This window comes from Pantoea sp. M_10, from assembly GCF_008631515.1.
GTDB classification, from domain to species: domain Bacteria; phylum Pseudomonadota; class Gammaproteobacteria; order Enterobacterales; family Enterobacteriaceae; genus Pantoea; species Pantoea anthophila.
In genome coordinates, this window is the sequence record NZ_VWUL01000005.1 from 237,096 (window position 1) to 262,593 (window position 25,498).

General features: G+C 58.7%; 24 protein-coding genes. 10 read left to right on the forward strand and 14 right to left on the reverse strand.

The features are described 5' to 3' along the window. Nucleotides 1-510 precede the first annotated feature (510 nt). The 5 genes from F3I47_RS15910 to F3I47_RS15930 are packed head-to-tail and all read left to right on the forward strand — an operon-like array spanning nt 511 to nt 5,780. Nucleotides 511-1,080 carry a spore coat protein U domain-containing protein gene (locus tag F3I47_RS15910; protein WP_150030407.1) on the forward strand — a complete coding sequence of 190 codons (570 nt, stop codon included), beginning with the start codon at nt 511-513 and terminating at the stop codon, nt 1,078-1,080. Nucleotides 1,081-1,126: 46 nt separating this feature from the next. After that, nucleotides 1,127-1,618, forward strand: a complete 492-nt coding sequence (locus F3I47_RS15915; protein ID WP_140029529.1) for a spore coat U domain-containing protein — start codon at nt 1,127-1,129, stop codon at nt 1,616-1,618. A 25-nt stretch (nt 1,619-1,643) separates the two neighbouring features. After that, nucleotides 1,644-2,339: a molecular chaperone gene (locus tag F3I47_RS15920; RefSeq protein ID WP_150030405.1), complete on the forward strand. Its 696-nt coding sequence runs from the start codon at nt 1,644-1,646 to the stop codon at nt 2,337-2,339. A 7-nt stretch (nt 2,340-2,346) separates the two neighbouring features. Then, nucleotides 2,347-4,794: a fimbria/pilus outer membrane usher protein gene (locus tag F3I47_RS15925; protein WP_150030403.1), complete on the forward strand. Its 2,448-nt coding sequence runs from the start codon at nt 2,347-2,349 to the stop codon at nt 4,792-4,794. After that, nucleotides 4,791-5,780 carry a spore coat U domain-containing protein gene (locus tag F3I47_RS15930; RefSeq protein ID WP_190311371.1) on the forward strand — a complete coding sequence of 330 codons (990 nt, stop codon included), beginning with the start codon at nt 4,791-4,793 and terminating at the stop codon, nt 5,778-5,780. Before F3I47_RS15925 ends, F3I47_RS15930 begins: the two co-directional genes overlap by 4 nt. On the opposite strand, the gene F3I47_RS15935 is transcribed toward F3I47_RS15930, so the two are convergent. From F3I47_RS15935 to exbB, 3 genes are all read right to left on the reverse strand, one after another. Then, nucleotides 5,777-7,099: an MFS transporter gene (locus F3I47_RS15935; RefSeq protein WP_046102555.1), complete on the reverse strand. Its 1,323-nt coding sequence runs from the start codon at nt 7,097-7,099 to the stop codon at nt 5,777-5,779. The genes F3I47_RS15930 and F3I47_RS15935 overlap by 4 nt on opposite strands. Nucleotides 7,100-7,335: 236 nt before the next feature. Next, entirely contained in the window at nt 7,336-7,758 is a 423-nt protein-coding gene (exbD, locus tag F3I47_RS15940; protein ID WP_009087249.1) for a TonB system transport protein ExbD, read from the reverse strand. Between the two features lie 6 nt (nt 7,759-7,764). Continuing rightward, complete coding sequence (gene exbB / locus F3I47_RS15945; protein WP_009087251.1) at nt 7,765-8,487, reverse strand: tol-pal system-associated acyl-CoA thioesterase; 723 nt, start codon at nt 8,485-8,487, stop codon at nt 7,765-7,767. Between the two features lie 261 nt (nt 8,488-8,748). Here exbB and metC point away from each other — a divergent pair, with 261 nt between their 5' ends. Together metC and F3I47_RS15955 are read left to right on the forward strand one after the other, a co-directional pair. After that, nucleotides 8,749-9,939: a cystathionine beta-lyase gene (gene metC, locus F3I47_RS15950; protein WP_150030402.1), complete on the forward strand. Its 1,191-nt coding sequence runs from the start codon at nt 8,749-8,751 to the stop codon at nt 9,937-9,939. Nucleotides 9,940-10,110: 171 nt separating this feature from the next. Then, nucleotides 10,111-10,773 carry a DedA family protein gene (locus F3I47_RS15955; RefSeq protein ID WP_009087255.1) on the forward strand — a complete coding sequence of 221 codons (663 nt, stop codon included), beginning with the start codon at nt 10,111-10,113 and terminating at the stop codon, nt 10,771-10,773. Nucleotides 10,774-10,805: 32 nt separating this feature from the next. Here F3I47_RS15955 and F3I47_RS15960 read toward each other — a convergent pair whose 3' ends face one another. After that, on the reverse strand, nt 10,806-11,714 hold the full coding sequence (locus tag F3I47_RS15960) for an AraC family transcriptional regulator (RefSeq protein WP_009087257.1): 909 nt from the start codon (nt 11,712-11,714) through the stop codon (nt 10,806-10,808). Between the two features lie 203 nt (nt 11,715-11,917). On the opposite strand from F3I47_RS15960, the gene dkgA reads away from it, so the two are divergent. After that, nucleotides 11,918-12,742: a 2,5-didehydrogluconate reductase DkgA gene (gene dkgA / locus F3I47_RS15965; protein ID WP_009087259.1), complete on the forward strand. Its 825-nt coding sequence runs from the start codon at nt 11,918-11,920 to the stop codon at nt 12,740-12,742. 80 nt (nt 12,743-12,822) lie between these two features. Here dkgA and ftsP read toward each other — a convergent pair whose 3' ends face one another. From ftsP to F3I47_RS15985, 4 genes are all read right to left on the reverse strand, one after another. Continuing rightward, nucleotides 12,823-14,253: a cell division protein FtsP gene (gene ftsP, locus F3I47_RS15970; protein WP_009087261.1), complete on the reverse strand. Its 1,431-nt coding sequence runs from the start codon at nt 14,251-14,253 to the stop codon at nt 12,823-12,825. Between the two features lie 146 nt (nt 14,254-14,399). Continuing rightward, entirely contained in the window at nt 14,400-15,137 is a 738-nt protein-coding gene (locus F3I47_RS15975) for a 1-acylglycerol-3-phosphate O-acyltransferase (protein ID WP_140924931.1), read from the reverse strand. A gap of 45 nt (nt 15,138-15,182) precedes the next feature. Continuing rightward, nucleotides 15,183-17,456, reverse strand: coding sequence for a DNA topoisomerase IV subunit A (gene parC / locus F3I47_RS15980; RefSeq protein WP_150030401.1), 2,274 nt, complete (start codon nt 17,454-17,456; stop codon nt 15,183-15,185). Between the two features lie 193 nt (nt 17,457-17,649). Then, nucleotides 17,650-18,414, reverse strand: a complete 765-nt coding sequence (locus tag F3I47_RS15985) for a transporter substrate-binding domain-containing protein (protein WP_111208169.1) — start codon at nt 18,412-18,414, stop codon at nt 17,650-17,652. A 156-nt stretch (nt 18,415-18,570) separates the two neighbouring features. On the opposite strand from F3I47_RS15985, the gene F3I47_RS15990 reads away from it, so the two are divergent. Together F3I47_RS15990 and F3I47_RS15995 are read left to right on the forward strand one after the other, a co-directional pair. After that, on the forward strand, nt 18,571-19,152 hold the full coding sequence (locus tag F3I47_RS15990; RefSeq protein ID WP_009087272.1) for an NAD(P)H-dependent oxidoreductase: 582 nt from the start codon (nt 18,571-18,573) through the stop codon (nt 19,150-19,152). Between the two features lie 48 nt (nt 19,153-19,200). Then, nucleotides 19,201-19,509: a putative quinol monooxygenase gene (locus F3I47_RS15995; RefSeq protein WP_009087274.1), complete on the forward strand. Its 309-nt coding sequence runs from the start codon at nt 19,201-19,203 to the stop codon at nt 19,507-19,509. Nucleotides 19,510-19,874: 365 nt separating this feature from the next. Here the strand turns inward: F3I47_RS15995 and F3I47_RS16000 are convergent, their stop codons facing one another. The 6 genes from F3I47_RS16000 to nudF form a co-directional block, all read right to left on the reverse strand. After that, entirely contained in the window at nt 19,875-20,774 is a 900-nt protein-coding gene (locus F3I47_RS16000) for a LysR substrate-binding domain-containing protein (protein WP_009087276.1), read from the reverse strand. Between the two features lie 98 nt (nt 20,775-20,872). Beyond that, the gene (gene parE / locus F3I47_RS16005) at nt 20,873-22,768 is read right to left on the reverse strand and encodes a DNA topoisomerase IV subunit B (protein WP_009087278.1); all 1,896 of its coding nucleotides are present in this window, start codon (nt 22,766-22,768) and stop codon (nt 20,873-20,875) included. A gap of 48 nt (nt 22,769-22,816) precedes the next feature. Next, the gene (gene yqiA, locus F3I47_RS16010; protein ID WP_009087280.1) at nt 22,817-23,398 is read right to left on the reverse strand and encodes an esterase YqiA; all 582 of its coding nucleotides are present in this window, start codon (nt 23,396-23,398) and stop codon (nt 22,817-22,819) included. Nucleotides 23,399-23,401: 3 nt separating this feature from the next. After that, a complete protein-coding gene (gene cpdA, locus F3I47_RS16015; RefSeq protein ID WP_058956430.1) occupies nt 23,402-24,229 on the reverse strand; it encodes a 3',5'-cyclic-AMP phosphodiesterase in 828 nt (275 codons plus the stop codon). 42 nt (nt 24,230-24,271) lie between these two features. Then, complete coding sequence (locus tag F3I47_RS16020; protein ID WP_009087284.1) at nt 24,272-24,697, reverse strand: DUF1249 family protein; 426 nt, start codon at nt 24,695-24,697, stop codon at nt 24,272-24,274. Continuing rightward, entirely contained in the window at nt 24,694-25,329 is a 636-nt protein-coding gene (gene nudF, locus F3I47_RS16025; RefSeq protein ID WP_009087285.1) for an ADP-ribose diphosphatase, read from the reverse strand. The genes F3I47_RS16020 and nudF overlap by 4 nt, the downstream gene beginning before the upstream one ends. Between the last annotated feature and the right edge of the window lie 169 nt (nt 25,330-25,498).

Consider the following 25,498-nt stretch of genomic DNA (forward strand, 5'->3'; position numbering starts at 1 on the left):
TGTGTAAAGTCTGATAAGTCATCTGAAAACCCCCGCGGGGGTAAAAGTTATTTAATGCCGGTATTTCGCCAGGAATTATTTCCGGCAAAACCCGCCCGCCAGCGCTGGAGAACGATGCGCAGCATCCTGTTCCCGCATCCGCTAAGCGAGCCGGTAAATCGTTATTATGTCTGATTGATACAGCAACATATTACCGAAGCGGAAAGCCTGTACGCGAGGAAAAAAGCAGGGATTTCTGCTTTCCCGTTACGCTTACACGCCTTGCTATTACTGGGTTATCGGCTGAAGTGACCATTAGATTAGTGAAAAATAATCAGGAGCACTTCGCCAGACGCGTTAACTGTTCTATAGTAAGTAAAACTGATATAAATCAGCACCCTTAAGTCTGAGATTTTTCTTAATACAGCCCCGTTGCGGGCACTGCTTTATTTATTTTTTATTTTTGGGCCGAATCATTAATTAATACCAGGTGAAAAAGCACTGACTCCTGATAATCCGTAAGGAAATATTATGAAACTCAAGCTTTTTCTGTGTGCTGCTGCGGGATTAACGCTGTCACTTCCGACCTTAACCCAGGCGGCAACCACCTCCGGGACCATCAATGCCACCCTCACGCTGACCACCGGTTGCCTGGTCAACGGTCAGTCCGCCACGGCAGGCGTTAACTTCGGTACGCTGAACTTTGGTAGCAGCGCCGCCACCTTTGATACGCTGAACGCCACCCTGGTGGGCGCCGCCGGTAACGGCATCTACGTGCGCTGCACCACCGGTCAGGACTATAACGTGGTGGTGACCAGCAGCAACGCGGCGCCAGCGACTATCTATGGCACCGCCTCTGCGTCACCGCGCTATTTGCTGCTGGGATCGAACAATGCGCAGGGCATCGCCTATACCCTCTACAGCGATGCCTCCTTCACTACCGCGATCGCCAACAATACGCCGATTGCCGCCAGCGGCACCAACGATCCGACGCTGGGCACCAACTACGCCATCTATGGCCGGGTGGTCGGCGGCGGCTTTAACCCGCTGATTCCGGCCGGAACCTACACCGATACCATTAACGTCGCCGTGAATTATTAACTGCAGCCGCAGGTCAATGAGGGTGGTTCTCTGGCGATCCTGCCTGATGATCGCACGTGCTTTGCCTCTGCTGACAGGGAGCGTCAGCGCCTGGGGGCTGCCCACCAGCACCTTTCAGGTCTCCGCATCGATTGTGGCAGGCTGCGTGATATCCGGTACCAATACCGGCGTTTTCGGCACGCTCAATTTCGGCACGCAGTCTGGCGTGGCGGCAGCGACCGTTAACGCCAGCTTTCTGCAGAGCACGACCATCAATCTCGCCTGCACACCCGGCACCACGCTGAGCATGAGCATCAATCAGGGCAACAACTACACCACCACCCGCAACCTGAAGCTGCCCAATTTCAGCAATACCGTTCCCTATACGCTCTTTAGCAATGCCAGCCGCACCACGGTGATCCCGGTCAACCAGGCCGTGCCGCTGAGCTACAGCAATGCCGGTAACATTACGCTGCCGATCTATGGCCAGCTGCAACTTCCCGGCACCGCGCGCGCCGGCGTTTATACCGACACGCTGACCGTCACCCTGAGCTGGTGAGGCGATAAAAAACAAGGATATGATCATGAAGTCACTGTGCGCTCTGCTGCTGCTGAGCCTCACCCTGCTCTCTCCGGCCTTCGCCGCTAACTCGGTGATGATCTGGCCCATCGATCCCGCCATTAATCCTGACGAGAAAGCCAGCGAACTCTGGCTGGAAAATCGCGGTAACAGCACCACGCTGATGCAGATCCGCGTCTTCAGCTGGCAGCAGGTCAGCGGCAAGGAGCAGTATCAGACTCAGCAGCAGGTGGTAGCCAGCCCGCCGATGGTGCGGATGGAGCCGGGCCAGAAGCAGCTGGTCAGGCTGATTAAACAGACGCCGCCTGCGGCCGGTAAAGAGCTGGCCTATCGGGTGGTGCTGGATGAGATCCCGGCGCCGCGCAATCCCGGTGAGAATCAGGCCGGGCTGACGTTTCAGATGCGCTATTCCGTGCCGTTGTTTGTCTATGGCACCGGGCTGAACACCGACAGCGCCCGGCCGGAGTTGCGCTGGCAGCAGGTAAGCGACGGCGGCAAGCGCTGGCTTCAGCTGACTAACAGTGGCAGCGGCCACGCCCGGCTGAGCAATGTCACGATTGGCGGTCGCCGGCTGGGGGAAGGATTGTATGGCTATGTGCTGGCGGACAGCATGCATCGCTGGCCGCTCACCTCCCCGGTCAGCGGCGAGCTGAGCGCTGAGGTCAACAAGCGCCCGTGGCGCAGCGCGGCTCAGAAGTAAGTGCTGAATGAGACGCTACCCGCTTCATCCCTGTGCGCTGGCGGTTGCCAGCCTCTGCTACGCCTGCTCGCCGGATAGCGTGCTGGCGGAGACTTACTCCTCCCTGCCACCGCCGCCGAGCCTGCAGTCCCGCGACAGCGGCCAGCAATATATGCTGGAGCTGGTGGTGAATCAGCAGGCAGAGGGCAATATCGTACCGGCAGAGCAGCGCGACGGTCACTTCTGGCTGCGCAGTGGCGATCTGCAGCGTGCCGGTCTGCCGCGGGAAAAGCTGGGCCAGCAGCCGCAGGTCGATGTCAGCAGCCTGCCTCTGGTCAGGGTGGATTATGATGCTGCGCGGCAGCGGCTGCTGCTGACCGTGCCGCCAGAGTGGCTGCCCGGCCAGGTGATTGGCGAGGCGAAAAACGGGCCGCGCTATCCGGGACGGACCAGCAGCGGCGCGCTGCTTAACTACGATCTTTACGCCAGCCGCACCGACAACAGCGGCGCCCGCCTCTCCGCCTGGAATGAGCTGAGGCTGTTCGGGGAGGCCGGGCACCTCTCCAGCAACGGTGTCTGGCAGCAGCAGCTGGAAGGCAGTTCCTCTTATCAGGATGATGGCTACATCCGCTACGACACCTGGTGGAGCAACGAAGATGAAAATGCGGCGGTGAGCTGGCGGGTCGGGGATCTGGTCAGCGACTCGCTCGCCTGGGGCAGCAGCGTGCGGCTCGGCGGCATCCGCATCGGTCGCGACTTCAGCATCCGGCCCGATCTGGTCACCTACCCGCTGCCCGCCTTTTCCGGCCAGGCCGCCGTTCCCTCCACCGTGGATCTGTTTATTAATGGCTATCGCTCCAGCCAGGCGAACGTGCAGCCTGGCCCCTGGTCGCTGACCAATGTCCCGTTCGTCAACGGCGCGGGTGATGCGGTGATCACCACCACCGATGCAACAGGCCGACGCGTCACCACGACCATGCCCTTTTACGTCTCCAGTAACCTGCTGAAAGCGGGACTGTCGGATTACGCCTTTTCCGCCGGGGCGATCCGCGAGAACTACGGCATTAAAAATTTCGATTACGGACAGGCCGCTGCCAGCGGCGCGTATCGTTATGGCATGACCGACTGGCTGACGCTGGAGAGCCAGGCCGAGGGCAGTGAAAACCTGGCAATGGGCGGGCTGGGCGGCCAGCTGCGCGTCGGCAGCTGGGGGGTGGTAAACGGCGCGGTGGCGCAGAGTCAGCTGGATGGCGAGCGCGGCGGGCAATACAGCTGGGGCTATCAGTACAACAACCGCTGGTTCAATTTCGGCACGCAGCAGACCCGGCGCAGCCGCGACTTTGGCAACCTGGCGCTGGTCGGCAGCCGTGCCGGAAGTCAGGCAGATAGCCGCTACGCGCTGTCGCGCCGCAGTGCGCAGTACAGCGCCAGCGTCTCACTGAACCGTTTTGGCAGCGTCGGCGCCGCCTTTATTGATATTACCGACGGTCAGGGCGACCGCACCCGCCTGTGGAATCTCTCGTGGAGTAAAAACCTGTGGGGCAACAGCAGCCTCTATGTCTCCGCCAGCCGCGATCAGCAGGAGAAGAGCTGGACCGGCGCGATCTCGCTGGTGATCCCCTTTGGCGAACAGGGCAGCGCCGCCATCAGCACCGAACGCGACCGGCGCGGCCGCAACAGCCAGCGCGTCTACGCCTCACGCGCCATGCCCAGCGACGGCGGATTCGCCTGGGATGCCTCCTGGGCGAATCAGAGCGGTGACAGCGGCGACTACCGTCAGGGCAGCCTGCGCTACCGCAACAACCAGGTTGACGCCTCGGGAGGCTTTTATGGCGACGATGACAACCTCACGCAGTGGGCCGATCTCTCCGGCGCGCTGGTGCTGATGGACAACAGCGTCTTTGCCGCCAACGCCATCAACGACGCCTTTGTGCTGGTGAAAACCCGCTACCCCGACGTCAACGTCCGCTACGAGAATCAGTCGATGGGACGAACCAACCAGCAGGGCTATCTGCTGGTGCCCACCATCAGCAGCTACTACCCGGCTAAATATGATATCGACACCCTGGATCTGCCCGCCGATATGACCACGCCGCAGGTTGAGCAGCGCGTTGCCGTCCGGCGTCAGAGTGGCTATCTGCTCAACTTCCCGGTGGAGAAGCTGCGATCGGCCAGCGTGATTCTGGTCGATGCGCAGGGTCAGCCACTGCCGGTTTCAAGCCAGGTCGTGCGGCCCGATCATCCCACGGAGTATGTGGGCTGGGATGGGATTGTCTGGATGGAGGCGCTGACGGTCAGCAATCCGATCGCGGTGGTCACGCCCGACGGCCGCCGCTGTGAAACCGAACTGCACATCGCCAGCGGTCAGCCGCAGGCGCTGAAAACCTATGGCCCGCTGACCTGTCCGCTGCCTGAACCGGCCGCGGGCAGCGCCGCCACGCCCGCTGATACTTTCTCTTCCGGAGCGCGACCATGATAAAAATTGTGCTGAAATGGCTGATCCCTGCGGGCCTGCTGCTCTGTCTGCCGTCACTGGGTTATGCTGCCTGTACCCTTCCCGCCTCCACCGCCAGCTTCGGCTCCCTCACGACATTTGTGGCGAATACCACCGTGAACGCCACCACCACCAACGCCAACGTCAACTGTGGCTCGGGCAGCGCGCTCTCGCTGCTGGGTAATAACCAGATTACGTTTCAGCTGACCGGTGCGACAAACGTCAGCGGCACGCGCGGCACCCTGAAACGCAGCGGTGACACCGGCAGCGATAATGTGCCGGTGCGGCTCTGCACCGACAGCGCCTGCGCCAGTGAACTGACGATTGGCGGTGCGGCCTACGTCTACGGGTCACAGACGCTGGTCAATCTGGCGGGGGTGCTGGGCAGCCTCAACTTCGCCATCCCGGTTTACCTGCGCACCGTTCCCGGTCAGGTGGTGGCCGCTGGCACCTATCAGGTGACGCTGAACATGGCCGTGACGTATCGCGTCTGTACCAGTGTCAGCGTGGGAAACGTCTGCTTAAGCGAACAGAACGGCAGTGGCGTGATCCCGATAACCGTGACCGCTACGCTCACCAATGACTGCACCACCATTACCTCGCCCAACATCAGCTTCGGCAGCGCGCCGCTGGTCGGCAGCTTCTCTGCGGTGTCGCAGACCATCAATGTGCTGTGCAGCAAAGGCAGCACCTATACGGTTGGCCTGAGTAACGGCAGCTATCCGGTGAGCAGCGTGAGAAATATGGCGAGCGGAACGAATCGTCTGAGCTATGAGATCTACAAAGGCACGACCAGCAATCGCTGGGGAACCTCAGGGACGGAGCGCTGGAGCAGCACGACCTCGACCGCGGTCTCTGCGGATGGACTGACGCGCGGCTTTAACTACACCGCGCGCATCCTGACGACGCAGGCCACGCCGCCCGCCGGAAACTACAGCGACAGCGTGGTGGTCGATTTAGCCTTTTAGAGCGAGGCGCTGACCGGCGTACCGCTGTGGCGCAGCTGATACTGCTTCACCATCCGGCCAATCAGCAGGGTGCCGATCAGCCCGCAGATAGCCGCAAAGGTCAGCCAGACGCCCGGCATCGCCTTATCGCCGGTGGCGTGGATCAGGTAGCTGGAGATGGCAGGGGTAAAGCCGCCAAACAGCGCCGTCGCCAGGCTGTACGCCATGGAGAAACCGGCCGCGCGCACCTCAGCAGGCATGATCTCTGCCAGATAGACTACCATCGCCCCGTTGTAGCTGGCATAGAGAAACGACAGCCACAGCTCTGCTTCCAGCAGATGGGCGAAGCTGGCTGAGCCGACCAGCCAGTGCAGCACCGGCCAGGTGGTGACAATCATCAGCAGGGTACAGGCGATCAGCAGCGGACGACGCCCGATGCGGTCCGACAGCGCGCCCATCAGCGGCAGCCAGAAGAGATTGGAGACGCCGACGCAGAGCGTCACCATGAACGCCTGCTTATCACTCATCATCAGCACGGTTTTGCCAAAGGTCGGGGTAAAGGCGGTGATCATGTAGAACATCACCGTAGTAGTGACCACCATCAGCATCCCTGCCAGCACCAGCGCCCAGTTGCTGGCGACCGAGCGCATGATCTCCGTCATGCGCGGATGATGCTTGCGTTTGCTGAACGCTTCAGTCTCTTCCAGCGTGCGGCGGATATAAAACAGGAACGGCACAATCAGACAGCCCACCACAAACGGGATACGCCAGCCCCACTCCGTCACCGCCTCTTTCGCCAGCAGATGGTTCAGCATCAGACCCAGCAGAGCGGCGAAGATCACCGCAATCTGCTGACTGCCCGACTGCCAGCTGACGAAAAAGCCTTTACGCCCTTTCGGCGCCACTTCGGCCAGGTAGACCGACACGCCCCCCAGCTCAACGCCTGCGGAGAAGCCCTGCAGCAGGCGTCCCAGCAGGATCAGAATCGGCGCCGCAGCGCCCAGCGTGGCGTAACCCGGCACCAGCGCGATAGTCAGGGTGCCAATCGCCATCAGGCCCAGCGTCAGCAGCAGGCCTTTGCGGCGACCATGATGGTCGATGTACGCGCCCAGAATAATCGCCCCCAGCGGGCGCATCAGAAAGCCTGCGCCAAAGGTCATCAGGGTCAGCATCAGGGAAGCGAACGGGTCATCGCCGGGGAAGAAGGTTTTAGCAATGGCCGTGGCGTAGTAGCCAAAGACCATGAAATCGTACATCTCCAGGAAGTTACCACTGGTGACGTTGAAGATGGTTCGGGCGGCGCTTTTCGGGGGCTTTTGTAAAGACGGGGCGTGACTCATAACGGCTTCCTGTTGTTTTTTAGCCGTTTTAGCCTGCCTGCCGCGAGAATAATGTGACCTGGCTCACCATTGCACTTTACAATTCTATGTACATAAGTAACAACAAATTAACAATACGGACCAGCCAGCATAAGTGATCGGTGTCACGGCGGATCGGCCAGATATCATCTGGTCAGCAGAGGGCCATAAAAAAAGGCGACTGCCTCAGTCGCCTCTTTGTCGTGCCGGATAACACGCTATTTCTTCACGGTTTCCATACCCATCAGACCAATTTTCAGGTAGCCCGCCGTGCGCAGCTTATCCATCACGCTCATCAGCGTTTCATAATCGACCGACTTGTCGGCCTGGAAGAAAATGGTGGTCTCTTTGTTGCCCTGGGTCTGGCTGGTCAGCACATTCACCAGTGAGTCCGGCGTCACCGCGTCGTTACCGACGTAAAGCTGCTTATCCGCTTTAATCGACAGGTAAACCGGTTTTTCCGGACGCGGCTGCGGCGCGCTGGTTGAGGCGGGCAGATTGACGCGCACGTCGACCGTGGCCAGTGGCGCGGCCACCATAAAGATGATCAGCAGCACCAGCATGACGTCGATAAACGGCGTCACGTTGATCTCATGCATTTCACCATCGGTTTGCAGATCGTCGTTTAATCGCATTGCCATAAGAACTTACCCTAAGCGCAGTTTCTGAGCCGCTGCAGGACGCGGAACCTCAGTGGCCACGGTGCCCAGGTCGATGTCACGGCTCTGCAGCAGCATCACCTGTGCAGCGACATCACCCAGCGAGGCTTTGTAGTTGGCGATCATGCGGGCAAAGACGTTGTAGATAACCACCGCCGGGATCGCCGCGACCAGGCCAATCGCGGTCGCCAGCAGCGCTTCGGCGATACCCGGTGCCACCACCGCCAGATTGGTGGTCTGGGTTTTAGCGATACCGATAAAGCTGTTCATGATGCCCCAGACGGTGCCGAACAGACCGATAAAGGGCGCGACAGAACCGATGGTCGCGAGGAAGCCATTTCCGCGTCCGGCGTGGCGGCTGAACGCAGCAACACGGCGCTCCAGGCGGAAGCTGGTGCGATCTTTAATGCCGTTGGTATCTTCCACACCCGCCGACAGCGTCAGTTCATTCTGCGCATCGTTCAGCAGTACGACGCTGTGACTGTGATCGGTAAACGACTGGGCAATGCGGGCGGCGTCATTCAGACTGCGCGCTTCGCCCAGCGCCAGCTGCTCGCGCTTCAGGCGGCGCTTCGCGGCACTGAGTTCGGCATATTTGCCAAAGAATATCGCCCAGGTCACTACGGAGGCCAACAACAGGCCAATCATGACCACCTTTACCACGATATCGGCATGCTGATACATGCCCCAAACGGAGAGATCCGTTTGCATCAAATCACTGGCTACCACGCTGCTTCTCCAACTTCATATACAGGGATGCGGGACAAGCGCGAATAATAGCAAAATAATGGCGAATTGATAGTAGTTCTCATTACTATTTACAAACTCTGACCGCCCGCTTTGCCGTGACCCGCGCGGCTTTCAACCCGCTTTTTATCCTGCTCTCTGTTCTGATAATCGCCATTGAGTCTCAACCCTGCTGGCCGTTTCGTGGTAACGTGAGAGCTTAGTCAGAAGCGGCAAGGGCGACTCATGACCACCAGAAAAATTGATACCACGCTCGTCAGTGCAGGACGCAGCAAGCGTTATACCCAGGGTTCGGTGAACAGCGTGATTCAGCGCGCTTCCTCGCTGGTTTTTGATACGGTCGCGGAGAAAAAACGCGCGACCGCAGGACGGGCAAAAGGTGAACTCTTTTATGGCCGTCGTGGCACCCTGACGCACTTCGCGCTGCAGGATGCGATGACGGAGCTGGAAGGCGGCGCGGGCTGCGTCCTCTACCCCTGCGGTGCGGCAGCGGTGGCGAATGCGATCCTGGCCTTCGTCGAAGCGGGCGATCATCTCCTGATGAGCGGCGCGGTCTATGAACCGACGCAGGATTTCTGCACCAGAATTCTGGCGAAGATGAACGTCTCGACCAGCTGGTTCGATCACAGCATCGGCAGCGAAATCGGTGCGCTGGTCCAGCCCAACACCCGCGTCGTATTTCTGGAGTCCCCCGCCTCAATTACCATGGAAGTGCAGGATATTCCGGCGATTGTGGCGGCGGTGCGCGCCATCGCGCCAGAGGCGATCATCATGCTCGATAACACCTGGGCAGCCGGTATCCTGTTTGATGCGCTGGCGCACGGCGTCGATATCTCGATTCAGGCTGGGACCAAATATCTGATTGGACACAGCGATGCGATGATCGGCACGGCGGTCGCCAATGCGCGCTGCATCGATCAGCTGCGCGAAAACTCCTATCTGATGGGCCAGATGGTCGATGCCGATACCGCCTATATGGCGAGCCGCGGCCTGCGCACTCTGGGCACCCGTCTGCGTCAGCATGAAGAGAGCGCCCTGCAGGTTGCGGAGTGGCTGGCAGCACGGCCCGAGGTGGCCCGCGTCAACCATCCTGCGCTGGCGCAGAGCAAAGGCCATACGTTCTGGCAGCGCGACTTTAACGGCAGCAGCGGCCTCTTCTCATTCATTATGCAGGAAAAATTGAGCGCCCCGCAGCTGGCGGAATATCTCGATCACTTCCATCATTTCAGCATGGCTTACTCCTGGGGCGGCTATGAATCGCTGATCCTGGCCAATCAGCCTGAAGAACTGGCCGCGATTCGTCCGGCGGGCGGCGTGGATTTCACCGGTACGCTGGTCAGGCTGCACATCGGTCTGGAGCATGTGGGTGACCTGATCGCCGATCTGGAGGCCGGTTTTGCGCGTCTGACGCGCTGAGCAAAGAAAAAAGTAAACAGAAGATAAACCGGGTCGCGGCTGACCAGTGAGTTTGCCGGGCTATGACGGATTTGTTGTTAACATTTATCCCGTATCGTTCAGCGTGTCAGTGCAGTCACTGCGCGCGCGGAATGCAGACGAATAGTTCCTTGTGACGTGATGGAATCGCTAATGGGTGTTTTACACGAGATTGTCCAGGCGCTCTGGCATCAGGATTTTGCCGCGCTGGCAAATCCGGATGTGGTATGGGTGGTATATGGCGTGATGTTTCTGACGCTGTTTCTGGAAAATGGTCTGTTACCTGCCTCCTTCCTGCCGGGCGACAGCCTGCTGTTACTGGCGGGTGCGATGGTGGCCAAAGGGGTCATGGATTTTGTCCCCACGATGGTGATCCTCACGACCGCCGCCAGCCTCGGCTGCTGGCTGAGTTATCTGCAGGGGCGCTGGCTGGGCAATACCCGTCTGGTGAAGAGCTGGCTGATGCATCTGCCCGCGCAGTATCATCAGCGTGCCTGGAATATGTTTAACCGTCACGGCCTGATGGCGCTGCTGGTCGGCCGCTTTCTCGCGTTTATCCGCACCATTCTGCCCACCATGGCGGGAATTGCGGGCCTGCAGAACAGTCGCTTCCAGCTCTTTAACTGGCTCAGCGGCGTGCTGTGGGTCGGCATTGTGGTCGCCTTTGGCTATGGCATCAGCCAGGTGCCGTTTATCAAGCGTCATGAAGATCAGGTGATGGCGATCCTGATGGTGCTGCCGATGGTGTTGCTGGTAGTCGGCCTGTTCGGCAGCATTCTGGTGATCTGGAAAAAGCGTCGGCAGAAACAGGCCTGATCGCAGCACGCGGTGCCGGGATCTGCCGCCTCTCAGGCGGACGGATCCGCGACCGTCTGCCTGACCCGACTCACCTCTTCCCCCGGCGTTACGCCAAAGTAGCGCTTAAACTCCCGCGAAAACTGTGAAGGGCTTTCATAGCCAACCCGCACCGCCGCCGCGCTCGCTTTCAGCCCATCGTGCAACATCAGCAGCCGCGCCTGATGCAGACGATAGCGCTTGAGGTACTGCAACGGCGACGTCTGGGTGACCGCTTTAAAGTTATGGTGAAAAGCGGAAACGCTCATGTTCACTTCTGCCGCCAGTGCATCGACACTGAGGTTATCCGCATAGTGATTCTCAATCCGGCGCAGCGCACGCGCGATCTGGCTGAACTGGGTCTGCCGGCTCACCAGTGAAAGCAGCGCGCCGCCAATCGGGCCGGTCAGCACGTAATAGATAATCTCCCGCACAATGTGTGGTCCCAGCACCCGCGCTTCGCGCGGCTGAGTCATCACATCAAGCAGGCGTTCGGCGGCACAGAGCATCGGCTCCGTCAGCCACGCCGAGTGAATACCGGAGGTCAGCGGCTGCGGCTGAAACTGATCGTCATCGCCGATTTCGATCAGCAGATCCTGCAGGCTGGCGGTGTCCACATTGAGACACAGCCCGGCAATCGGGGTTTCCGGCGACGCCCAGGTTTCGCACTCCGCCGGCAGCGGCACGGTGAGCATCAGATATTTGCTGGCGTCATACTGAAAGACGGTGCTGCCAAGGTAGCCGGTTTTGCTGCCCTGAAACAAAATGACAATGCCGGGCTGATACATCATCGGCGTCCGGGGACGATACTGATTTGCGTAGATCAGCGACACATTTTCGACCTGACAGAGCCGGTCGCGACCCTGAGTCATTAAGTTAACTACCTGCTGTGCCAGCCGGTGACACAGTGCATCGTGCGCCATAGCGACTCCTTTACGGGTAAAAATCCAGTGTGCCGCGCGGATGTGCAAATCACCAGCGGGCTGGAGAATCAGGCAAGAATTTTACCGAATCAGGCAGGGCTTCAGAACGCGGGCGGATCGCTTCCCTGAGCAGGCTGAAAATTGTTGGCTAGACTTAAGCACAGTGAAATCTCACGGGTTAACCGCAACGGAAAGGAGCAACTATGGCAGACCAGCCCATTATTAAACTGCGCGATGGCAATATGATGCCGCAACTGGGACTCGGCGTGTGGCAGGCCAGCATTGAAGATGCACGTCATGCGGTGCTGAAAGCGCTGGAAGTCGGCTATCGCTCAATCGACACCGCCGCGGCCTACAAAAATGAAGAGGCGATTGGTCAGGCACTGCAGGAAACCGACGTGCCGCGTGAAGAGATTTTTGTCACCACCAAACTGTGGAATGACGATCAGCAGAACGTTCAGCAGGCGATGGAAACCAGCCTGCAAAAACTGCAGCTGGAACAGGTCGATCTCTACCTGATGCACTGGCCCTGCCCGGAAAAAGATCACTATGTGGATGCCTGGAAGAAGATGATTGAGCTGCAGCAGCAGGGACTGACGAAAAGTATCGGCGTCTGCAACTTCCATGAAGCGCATCTGAAGCGACTGATGGATGAAACCGGTGTTACCCCGGTGGTCAATCAGATTGAGCTGCACCCGATGCTGCAGCAGCGCACCCTTCACGCCTGGAACGCGATGCACCAGATTCAGACCGAATCCTGGAGCCCGCTGGCGCAGGGCGGCAAAGGGGTGTTCGATCAGGAGATCATCAAGTCGCTGGCGAAGAAGTATGGCAAGACCCCGGCCCAGATCGTCATCCGCTGGCATCTGGACAGTGGCCTGGTGGTGATCCCGAAATCTGTAACCCCAGCCCGTATCGAAGAGAACTTTAAGGTGTTCGACTTCCGTCTGGATAAGCATGAAGTGAGTGATATTGCGAAGCTGGACAGCGGCAATCGTCTGGGGCCGGACCCGGAAACTTTTAACTAAGCCCGGTAACGCACTGACCGCTCTGCGGCTGCAGAGCAGAAAGCGTGGGTCAGGCGGGTCTCCCCGCCTGACTCTGTGCGTTATGCAGAAGGCTGTACCACCAGCTGACCGGCCGTGCCACGATCGGCCAGTTCCAGCGTCTGGCTGTAATAGACGAACGGGAAATGGTCTGACGAACTCTGCGGGAAGCTGACCATCAGTTCCACACTGCCATCGACCCACACCGTATCTTTCCAGCCACGATCTTCGCCCATCGGCTGTGCGCCATTAACACTTTTAATCAGGAACATGACGCCCTGAATATGCAGCGCCTGTGGCCGGTCGGCGTGCAGGATCCAGCGCTCAAAGGTGCCCTGCTGCGCGGTGGTATCAATCCGGTTCATGTCCCAGAGCGCGCCGTTGATGCCCGGCATCGTGTCGCCGATACGGAATTCACGGGTGCGAACCGACGCCCCATCCAGAATCTGATCGGCCAGCAGCCGCATCGGCAGGTTATCGGTCACCAGCGGCAGTAAACCGGTGGGCCGCAGGGTCAGGATCAGGGTAGAGGTCAGAATCGATGAGGGCTCGAAGAAGCCGCGCAGCCGATCCATGATGCCCGCCGCCGTTCCCGCCGTAATCGACACCTCATCGCCCTGCGACATGTCTATCAGCACCTCCCGGCGTTCACCGGGTGCCAGCGAGAGACGCTGCACCGCCACCGGGGCAGAGAGAAAACCCTGATCGCTGGCAATAACCATAAACGGACGATTATCGCTGAGCACCATCTCGTAGCGTCGCGCATTTGAGGCGTTCAGCAGACGCAGACGCACCCAGCCGCGTGACACCTCGACGTAAGGATTGCGGACGCCATTCACCAGCAGCGTATCGCCCAGAAAGCCGCCATCCTGCGGCGGGTCGTAGACCGGCGTGGCAAAGTTATCGAGCCGCTTGTCCTGAATAATAATCGGGAAGTCATCCACGCCGTAGTGCTTTGGCAACGGCAGTTGCTTGCTGACGTCATCCTCCACCAGCCACATGCCCGCCAGTCCATTGTAGATATGCGGCGCCATGCGGTTTGGCGTGTTGGCGTGATACCAGCAGGTCGAGGCGGCCTGACGAATCGGCAGGACCGGTGCCCAGTCAACCCCGGCCGACATCATGCGCGGCGCGCCGCCCATCAGGGCGCCTGGCAGCTGCAGGCCGCTGACGGTCATGGAGACCGGTTCATTCAGCCGGTTGCTGTAGATCAGCTTAACGTCATCGCCGCTGTAAACCCGGACGGTCGGCCCCAGGTAGAGACCATTGATGCCCCAGACCGGTACTTTGTTGTTGTCGCCATTAAACGACCAGTGGCTGCGCTGCATCGTCAGGAACAGCGGCTGGCCGCGACGGGACTCCAGCAACGGCGGAACCGGAAGCGGTGTGTCGCCACTGGCAGAAGACGCGGCACGGGCCGCATGAGGGATGATACCGGCGCTAAGCGCCACTCCGGCAGAAAGCTGGATGAACTGACGTCTGCTGAAAGACATAAAACTTCTGACCCTTTACGCGTGGCGCTAACGCGCCGACCCTGTTTTTATTGCTCTGTTTTTGCTGTGCTGCGTTCACGACGGCGGGCAGTCACTGCCACGCCGTGTGGCATCCATGCAGGATAGTTCGGCGAACGGCTCGCCGGTCAGATTTTTCCGTTTTTTTCGCGTTCGGCCACTTCGGCGTTCAGCTCTTCCAGCTTCGCGGCCATCAGTTCGCGACAATGGGTAGCCAGCTTGCGCACCGAAACCGATTCGAACGCCTTTACGTCAACCGGAGGCAGCATCTCAACGATGACCAGGCCATTTTTCAGGCGGTTAAGGTTGATCTTGTCATGGGTGTTGGAGACCACAATCGGAATGATCGGCACGCCCGCCGCGACAGCAGCGTGGAATGCCCCGGTTTTAAACGGCAGCAGACCGCGGCCCCGACTGCGCGTGCCTTCCGGAAACATCCAGATGGAGATGCGCTTGCGGTTGAACTGATCCACCAGCTCACCGATGGTGCCGCGCGCTTTGGCACGGTCGTCACGGTCAATCAGCAGGTTGCCGGTCAGCCAGTAGAGCGGGCCAAAAAACGGCACCCACAACAGGCTCTTTTTACCGACCGTGACCGTCGAAGGCTGCACAATTTTGGCGGCGGTGACCATGTCGTAGTTGTTCTGGTGGTTCGCGATGTAGATCGCATTCCCGTAGTTCTCCGCCCCTGCCGGTTTACGCAGTTCGACTTTCAGGCCAAACACCGTCGATAAGCGGCCAAACAGATGGCCAAAGGTGGCGACGTGACGCGGATCGCGCGGTGAAAAAAGACACCAGACAGAGCCAAAGACACAGATCAAAATCGAATAGATGATGACAATAATGGTACGCAGAATCAGTAGCATAGTTCCCTCATTGAGCCACGGCTGACACGGGGTCAGCCGGGTTGTTTACGCTTCGCTATCCGGGCTCGCCGGACGCGCAGGCGCATCCAGTTCAACACGATCAATTTTTTGCAGGCCGCGCGGTAACAGCGTGCCGCGACGTCCGCGATCGGCGCGGAATTTCTGAAGCTCTTCACTGCGCAACAACATTTTACGCTTGCCGACGTGCAGCGTAATCGCGCTGCCCGGTGGCAGGATCATCAGCCAGGCCAGTTTGTCCTGACCGGCGGCCGCTTCCGCGGAAGGAATGGAGATGATTTTGTTGCCCTTGCCTTTCGACATCTGCGGCAGCTCTCCAACCGGGAACATCAGCATCCGTCCCGCCTGCGTGATCGCCAGCAGCATGTCATCTTCATGATACACGGCCATCGGCGTCATCACGCGGGCGTTGTCCGGCAGCGTCAGCAGCGCTTTACCGGCGCGGTTGCGCGACACCAGGTCGCTGAAGGTGCAGATAAAGCCGTAACCCGCATCCGAGGCCATCAGCAGACGCTGGTCATCAGCTTCCATCAGCACCTGTTCAACCACGGCGCCCGGCGGCGGCGTCAGCTTGCCGGTCAGCGGCTCGCCCTGTCCGCGTGCAGAAGGCAGCGACGTCGGGTCCAGGGTGTAGCTGCGGCCGGTGGAGTCGATAAAGGCCACCGGCTGATTGCTCTTGCCGCGTGCGGCAGCCAGATAGCTGTCACCCGCTTTGTAGCTCAGGCCCGCCGGATCGATATCGTGCCCTTTGGCACTGCGTACCCAGCCCATCTGCGACAGCACAATGGTGACCGGCTCAGACGGCACCAGCTCGGTTTCACTCAGGGCTTTGGCTTCTTCACGCTCACGCAGCGGCGAACGGCGCTCATCGCCGTAGCTGGCGCTGTCAGCCTGCAGCTCTTTCTTCAGCAGGGTGTTCATCTTGCGCTCAGAGGCCAGCGTGGCCTGCAGCTGATCGCGCTCTTTTTCCAGATCCGCCTGCTCGCCACGGATCTTCATCTCTTCCAGTTTTGCCAGGTGGCGTAACTTCAGTTCGAGAATCGATTCGGCCTGAGTTTCACTGATGCCAAAACGCGACATCAGCACCGGCTTCGGCTCATCCTCCGTCCGGATGATTTCAATCACCTCATCGATGTTGAGGAACGCCACCAGCAACCCTTCGAGAATATGCAGGCGACGCAGCACGCGATCCAGACGGTAGTTAAGACGGCGTTTTACCGTTTCGCGACGGAACACCAGCCATTCGGTCAGGATCTCATGCAGGTTTTTCACCGCCGGACGGTTATCCAGCCCGATCATGTTGAGGTTAACGCGGTAGCTTTTTTCCAGATCGGTGGTGGCGAACAGATGGTTCATGACCTGATCGAGATCGACGCGGTTGGATCGCGGCACGATCACCAGCCGGGTCGGGTTCTCATGATCCGACTCATCACGCAGATCCTCGACCATCGGCAGCTTTTTATTGCGCATCTGGTTCGCGATCTGCTCCAGCACGCGTGCGCCTGAAACCTGATGTGGCAGCGCGGTGATGACCACCTCGCCCTCTTCCTTTTTCCAGACCGCGCGCTGGCGGATGGAGCCACGCCCGGACTGATAGATTTTGCGGATTTCGTCACGCGGCGTGATGATCTCCGCCTCGGTCGGATAATCAGGCCCCTGAACAATATCGAGCAGCTGTTCCAGCGTGGTTTTTGGCGAGTCGATCAGGGCAATCGCCGCCTGCGCCACTTCGCGCAGGTTGTGCGGCGGGATGTCGGTCGCCATACCGACTGCAATACCGGTGGTGCCGTTGAGCAGAATGTTCGGCAGGCGCGCCGGCAGCATCTTCGGCTCCTGCAGCGTACCGTCGAAGTTCGGCTGATAATCGACCGTCCCCTGCCCCAGTTCGCTCAGCAGCACTTCAGCATATTTTGACAGGCGCGATTCGGTGTAACGCATCGCGGCAAACGACTTGGGATCGTCCGGCGCCCCCCAGTTTCCCTGGCCATCAACCAGCGGATAGCGGTAGGAGAAAGGCTGCGCCATCAGCACCATCGCTTCATAGCAGGCGCTGTCGCCGTGCGGATGGTATTTACCCAGCACGTCACCGACAGTACGCGCCGATTTTTTAAATTTTGCGCTGGCGTTCAATCCCAGTTCGGACATGGCGTAGACAATACGGCGCTGGACCGGCTTTAACCCGTCACCAATATAAGGCAGGGCGCGGTCCATGATGACGTACATCGAATAGTTTAAGTACGCGTTCTCGGTAAACGTATGCAGGGCAAGACGCTCTGCACCATCCTGAGTCAGTTCACTCATTAATTTCTCATCCTCACATCGTGGCCCACAACGGCGGGACACCCGGCGGTGGTTTGGCGAGGATAGTACCTTATTCGCTGGTGTTAGTCACAGGGGAAGCGCGGGTCTGCGCGCCGTGCACCCGCGCGATTTCAGCCGCCAGAGGCGTGCCAGTCAGCGACCGGCACGCCTCGCGTCGTCAGGCAGGAGCCGGTCAGCGCGCGGCACCCATCCACTGGCGGGCAATATCACGGTATTCCCCGGTCGCGGTGCTGAGGTGCAGCCACTGATCGACATAGAGCTTCCAACTGATGTCGTCACGCGGAATCATGTACGCCTTCTCACCATACTGCAGCGGCTTGTCAGCATTCAGGGCACAGAGCGTCGGATAGTGCTGCTGCTGATAGCGCGCTTCGGAGGCGTCAGTGATCATGACATCCGCCTTGTTGTCCACCAGCTGCTGAAAGATGGTGACGTTATCGTGGAACAGCGTCAGTGATGCGTTGGGCAGATGGCTGTGAACAAAGGCTTCGTTGGTGCCGCCTGCCGGTTCAATCAGGCGCACATCGGGACGGTTGAGCTGCTCAATCGTCTGAAAGCGCGCTTTATCGGCGCAGCGCACCAGCGGGATTTTGCCATCAACATCCAGCGGCTGGGCGAACCAGGCAGTCTGCTGGCGTTTCAGGGTGACCGAAATGCCCCCGACGGCGATATCACACTGCTTCGCCAGAAAGTCGGGCATCAGGGTTTTCCAGGTGGTCGGCACCCACTGCACCTTAGCGTTCAGCGAGGTCGCCAGCGCGTCAGCCATCGTGATATCCAGGCCCTCATACTGACCATCGGGACGCAGGAAGCTGTAAGGCTTGTAGTCGCCGGTGGTACAGACTTTCAGGACTTTAGAACTGAGGATAGTGTCGAGATGAGATTGAGCCTGGACAGCACCGCTGGCCAGCAGCAAAGCGAAGACGATTTTTTTCATTGGTGTTTTTTTCATGATGAGTTTGCCTGTTCATCGTGCCATAGACGGGCCGATTATTGCTGTCATAGCAAAAGTCTTGTGATCAACGTCCCATTTTTCTACGGCCGCAGCGCGCGTAAGCTGAGCCCCATATTCAGACAATGAGGTAAGCAGTTGATGAGCAAAATTTTAATTATCGATGGCGGCAAAACCTTTGCCCACTCTAAAGGCGAACTGAACCACACCCTGACCGATGTGGCGGCCAGTCAGCTGCGTGACATGGGACATGAGGTTTCTGTCACCGTCGCGGACAGCGATTATGTGGTAGCCGATGAAGTACAGAAGTACGTTGAGAGCGATGTGGTGATATATCAGATGCCGGGCTGGTGGATGGGTGAGCCCTGGACCGTGAAACGTTACATCGATGAAGTCTTCACCGAAGGCCACGGCTCGCTCTACGCCAGCGATGGTCGTACCCGCTCCGATGCCGCGAAAAAGTATGGTTCCGGCGGCCTGCTGCAGGGCAAAAAATATATGCTGTCACTGACCTGGAACGCGCCGCTGCAGGCCTTTACCGATCCTGAGCAGTTCTTTGAAGGCGTCGGCGTGGATGGTCTCTATCTGCACTTCCACAAAGCGAATCAGTTCCTGGGAATGGAAGCGCTGCCGACCTTTATCTGCAACGACGTGATTAAAGCCCCGGACGTGCCACGCGACATCGCCGCTTATCGGAACCATCTTAGCCAGGTTTTTGCCTAAGATAGAGGGTGGAGACTTACACTTTTCCCACGAAAGAGGAATTCGCGAATGTTAACTGTCGTAGCAGAAATTTGTGTCAAACCCGGACGCCGTCAGGCCGTGCTCGATGCCGTAAACAAGCTGATCCCGCAGGTGCTGGCAGAAGATGGCTGCCATCAGTATGACGCGCTGCTGGATCATCAGGCTCAGGTGCCGTGGAAGCAGAACTCCCCCGACTCTATTTTCATGCTGGAACAGTGGGAAACGCTGCGCCATCTGGAGCAGCATCAGCAGATGCCGCACATGGATGCCCATCGCGCGCTGATCAAAGATGACGTGGTGGATGTGAAGATTCTGGTGCTGGAACCCAGCGCCTGATTGTTGCTGATCTTTCTGCTCCGGGTCGTCAGTAAAGACCGCAGAAAACGTAAAGCAGAGAGCCTCTGGCAGCAACAGATTAGCGCAACACGCAGGGAACAGGGTCAGAAGAGGAAAGCGTCCCGCGGCCTGGGACAAAAACGCCGGGAGCGTTTTTGAACCACGCAAAGCGTTGGCCCGACAAGGGCGCACCTCAGGGAAGAGGTGCGTAATCGCGCGGGCCGAGCGTGCCAGGGATGGCGGCTTTTGCGTCTTTCCGATCTGACCCTGTTCCCTGTGCAGGCACGGTATCACAGCCAATCCGGCCAGATTTCTCATCTGAACCCCTGTCCCGCGACAGGGGTTTTTTCTTTCTGACAGACGGCTCAGAGCAGCTGTCGACGGTCAATCTCGCTGCGGAGAAAATCCAGGAAGCAGCCAATGCGCGAAGAGAGCGTGGTGTTTCGGTAGTAGACCGCATGCACCGGCAGTCGCAGCTCGCGGGTTTCCGCTGCCAGCACCGGCACCAGTCGCCCGGCGGCGCAATCTTCCCGACTGACAAAGTCGGAAAGGCGCGCAATCCCCTGTCCTGCCAGCGCCAGCTGCCGGATGGTCTCTCCGCTGGAAGCCGCGATCGTCGGCTTAACCCGCATAAATTCCCCTTCCGCCTGCCAGACCGGCCAGAGGTTATGGATCTCAGGATGACTGAAGCCAATGGTCTGATGCTGCGCCAGATCGGCAACGCTCTGCGGTGTGCCCGCCTTCGCCAGATAAGCCGGACTTGCCATCAGCCGGATCGCGCTGCTGCCCAGCATTCGGGCACGCAGCGTGGAGTCGCGCAGTTCACCAATGCGAATGGCCACGTCGGTCTGCTGCTCCAGCAGATCGATCAGGATATCGTCGGTATTCAGCTCAAGCTGGATCAGCGGATAGCGGGCGCGGAAATCCTCCACCAGCGGCACGATCACATGCAGCATAAAGGGCGTCGCTGCGTTGACCCGCAGTCGCCCTGACGGCATTTCACGCCGCAGGGCAATCTGCTCTTCAGCCTGTTCAACCGAGGCCAGAATCTGGCGCGCATGCTCCAGAAAGACCTGCCCCTCTTCGGTCAGTGCCAGCCGTCGGGTGGTGCGATGCAGTAGCGTGGTCTGCAGTTTACTCTCCAGCCGCGACAGTGCCCGACTGATACCGGAACTGGTCTGCGCCAGCTGAGAGGCCGCCGCCGTAATCGAGCCGCTGTCTACCACCGCCACCCAGGCGCGTAGCTCTTCCAGGGTAATTTTCACAAGGGTTACTGTCTCTGCTGAGTGGACTGGCTTTCCGGCCACCGTTCACGGGTGATGCGTCGGGCATAAAAGAACAGGACGCTTTCGCGTCCTGCTTTTTACACTTCGATGTCGGCCATATCGCCTTTTTCCTGCAACCAGTTGCGCCGGTCTTCGGAACGTTTTTTCGCCAGCAGCATATCCATCATGCGCAGGGTCTGATCCGCATCCTCGTCGCTGATGGTCAGCTGCACCAGACGGCGGGTATTCGGATCGAGTGTGGTTTCACGCAGCTGCAGCGGGTTCATCTCACCCAGCCCTTTGAAGCGCTGTACGTTAGGTTTACCCTTTTTGCGTTTCAGCTGCTCCAGCACGCCCTCTTTCTCATCTTCGTCCAGTGCGTAGTAGACCTCTTTGCCGAGGTCGATACGGTAAAGCGGCGGCATGGCGACGTAGACGTGCCCGCCTTTGACCAGGGAACGGAAATGCTTCACGAACAGCGCACAGAGCAGCGTGGCGATGTGCAGCCCATCCGAGTCCGCATCCGCCAGGATGCAGATCTTGCCGTAACGCAGCTGAGAAAGATCTTCGCTATCGGGATCGATACCGATCGCCACCGAAATATCATGCACTTCCTGCGACGCCAGCACCTCATCGGAAGAGACTTCCCAGGTGTTCAGGATCTTGCCTTTCAGCGGCATGATCGCCTGATATTCACGATCGCGGGCCTGCTTGGCCGATCCGCCTGCCGAGTCCCCTTCGACCAGGAACAGTTCTGTCTTATTCAGATCCTGGGCGGTGCAGTCCGCCAGCTTGCCCGGCAGCGCCGGCCCGCTGGTGAGTTTCTTACGCACCACCTTTTTGGCGGCCCGCATACGCCGCTGGGCGCTGGAGATCGCCAGTTCAGCCAGCAGTTCTGCCGTCTGGATGTTCTGGTTGAGCCACAGACTGAAGGCATCCTTCACCACGCCCGACACAAAGGCGGCACACTGACGTGATGACAGGCGCTCTTTGGTCTGACCGGCAAACTGCGGATCCTGCATCTTCACCGACAGCACATAGGCGCAGCGATCCCAGATATCTTCCGCAGAGAGCTTCACGCCACGCGGCAGGATATTGCGGTATTCGCAGAACTCACGCATCGCATCCAGCAGCCCCTGACGCAGACCGTTAACATGGGTTCCCCCCTGCATGGTCGGGATCAGGTTGACGTAGCTCTCCGTTAACAGCTCACCGCCTTCCGGCAGCCATAACAGCGCCCAGTCCACCGCCTCCACATCACCGGCAAAACTGCCGACAAACGGTTTTTCAGGCAGCGTAGGCAGGCCGTTCACGGCTTCACACAGATAGTCGGTCAGGCCATCTTCATAGCACCAGCGCTGTTCGGTGTTGTTGAGCTTGTCTTTAAAAATTATCTCAACGCCCGGACAGAGCACCGCTTTGGCTTTCAGCAGATGTGAAAGGCGCGAAACCGAGAAACGCGGGCTGTCGAAGAAGCTCTCATCGGGCCAGAAGTGGACGCGCGTACCGGTGTTGCGTTTTGCCACCGTGCCGGTCACGGTCAGATCCTGAACTTTGTCGCCATTCTCAAACGCCATGTCATAGATCTCGCCATTACGGCGCACCGTGACTTCGACACGTTTAGAGAGGGCGTTAACGACCGAGATCCCGACGCCGTGCAGGCCGCCCGAAAACTGGTAGTTCTTGTTGGAAAACTTGCCGCCCGCATGCAGGCGGCAGAGGATCAGCTCGACGGCTGGCACGCCCTCTTCCGGGTGAATATCCACCGGCATGCCGCGCCCGTCATCAATAACTTCCAGCGACTGATCGGCGTGCAGAATCACTTCAACCCGCTTCGCGTGGCCGCCCAGCGCCTCATCGACGCTGTTATCAATCACTTCCTGACCCAAATGGTTGGGCCGCGTCGTATCGGTGTACATCCCCGGGCGACGGCGAACAGGCTCAAGGCCAGTCAGGACCTCAATGGCATCCGCGTTATAATTTGATTGACTCATCGTAAATGTCTGTCAGATGGGTGAAATGGGGTGCGATTTCCGCGTTACTCAGGTGTGATTCAGACCAAGAAAGTCCAGAATCTGCGGGAAATGGCGCTCGAATCCAGTAAATGCATGATTTCCGCCCTCTTCTACCGTGTGGCGACACGCGCTGTAGTAGTCGAGCGCCTGACGGTAATCGAGAACTTCATCGCCGGTTTGTTGCAGCAGCCAGAGTAAATCGGGCGCTTCCAGCGGTTCGATCTGCATCACTTTCAGATCGTAAATGTGGCGTGACTCTAACACATATTGCTGGCCGGTGTAGGGATTCTGATTGTCGCCGAGGAAATCGGCCAGCAGCTCAAAGGGGCGTACCGCAGGGTTGACGACAACCGCCGGCAGCATAAAGCATTGTGACAGCCAGGTGGCGTAATAGCCCCCCAGCGACGAGCCGACCAGCCCCAGGGTTTCACCGCTGTGGCTCAGGACCAGCTCTTCCAGTAGGGCGGCAGCGTCCGCCGGAAAGGTTGGCAGCTGCGGCACAATCATCTTAATCGACGGATGATGCGTCTCTAACCATTGCCGGAACTGCGTCGCCTTCGCCGACTGCGGCGAGCTGTTAAAACCGTGCAGATAGAGCAGTGCCGCCACGCGTCAGTATCCTTCTGAGTCTAAATCGGGACGAAAAGCGTCGGTGTCGAGCCGGTTAACCTCGGTCTCTACGCCGCCATCCGGATGCAGGGTAAACCAGCGCCAGCCTGGCGCGACGGTATCAATCGCAAAGCTGGTGCAGTGGGGTTTGAACTGCACGCAGGTCGAAGGCGTCGCCAGCACCCGGCGGCCATGCCACAGCAGATCCAGCTCCTGATGAATATGACCACACACCAGCGTCCGGGCCAGCGGATAGCGCTGTAGCACCGCGTCAAGCTGATGGGAATTGCGCAGGCTGTGCTGGTCGAGCCAGGTGCAGCCTGAGGCCAGCGGATGGTGATGCAACAGGACCAGCGTATGTCGTTGAGGAAAGCGGGCCAGCGCGTTATCGAGCCACTCCAGCTGGTAGTCGCTCAGCATGCCGTGCGGCACACCGGGCACCTGGCTGTCGAGCAGGACGATCTGCCATTGTTCGCCCAGCAGCACCTGCTTGTGGGCATTGATGTGGGCGGCTGCCAGCGTATCGACCATCGCGGGCTGGAAATCGTGATTTCCCGGCAGCCAGACGCAGGGGCGGGGCAAACGTGAGATGCCCTCAGCAAAATGCTGATAGGCCTCCACTGAGTGGTCCTGAGCCAGATCGCCGGTGGCAATGATCAGGTCGTAGTCGCGCTGCTGCGCAGTAATTGCCTCCACGACCGCTTCATAGCTCGACCAGGTATTCACCCCAAGTAGCGACTCATGTTTTCCAGCGAACAGGTGGGTGTCCGTGATTTGTAAAATCCTGATTTCGGAACCGTTCGCCACAGGAAGAGTTAGCAGGCTATCCAAAGCGTTTCCTTCGTCTCCACGCCATTTACTGCATTATACGCATCAGCAGACCGGAACTGCCATTGCGCCATGTGCCAGGCAGTAGCGCAGCCAGTCTGCGAGAAACTGGTTTATCTGATGTTTTTCATCGCGCTGATGCAATTTTTTATTAGGATAATCATAGCGCGCTTTAAAGCGATAGATCTGTTGAGTTGAACACACTTCAGCGACCATCGCATCGTGATAGAGCCGTACCGACATCGAAGGCAGGCTCCAGTAACTCACGGCAGGCGCGACCTGGCGAATCTCCACCAGCGTGGTGTAGCGGGTCGACTCCTGGATGGTCAGCTGATAACGGGCGCCACTCACCTGATAGATCACCGATGCGCCCGCCTCATCGCTGCGCGGCAGCAGGCGGCGTAACTGGGCGAAATTGGTTTCGCAGAGCCGCATCATTTCGGGAAAATCAGGGGTATAGCGCTGTTTCATTTTTGTATCCACTCTTCACGTAGTTTTTCATGGTGCAACGCCAGCCATTGCAGGGCGATGACAGACGCCGCATTATCGATAATCCCCTCTTCCACCCAGCGATAAGCCTGTTCGCGGCTCACCACATGGACAAGAATATCCTCATTCTCTTCCTCCAGACCATGGCATCCCTCTGCCAGGCTGGCATCCACTTCCCCGATCAGCACCGACAGTCGTTCGCTGGTGCCGCCAGGGCTGGCCAGATAGCTCAGCATAGGCTTAATCCGGCCGACCTCTAATCCTGCTTCTTCCACGGCTTCACGACGCACGACCTGCTCAACAGACTCCCCCGGCTCGATAATGCCGGCGACCATCTCCAGCAGCCAGGGCGAGGCACTGCTGTCATAAGCCGGGATGCGGATCTGTTCAATCAGCACCACTTCATCACGTAAGGGATCATAAGGTAGCAGCACGGCGGCATGTCCGCGCTCAAAAACTTCGCGCTGCACTTCGCCGCTCATTTCGCCATTAAACTGGCGGTGGCGGAAGCGGTAACGTACAACGGAAAAAAAACCATCATAGACGGTTTCGCGTGTAATAATTTCTACATCGTTTTTTGTGAAAGTCACGGGGGATTTTTTTTCTTCCGGCATCATCAGGTTCCTTATGCAGATTGGGTGGAGCGAAAAAAGCCTCTGACCGTGCTCCATGTAGGGTGTTCTTTCTGAATTATTTACGTAAATTAGAGGGAGAAGGCACGTTCAGCCAACTTATCTCACAGTTGCCCTCTGCTAGAATCGGCGATAATTTTTGGCTTACCCG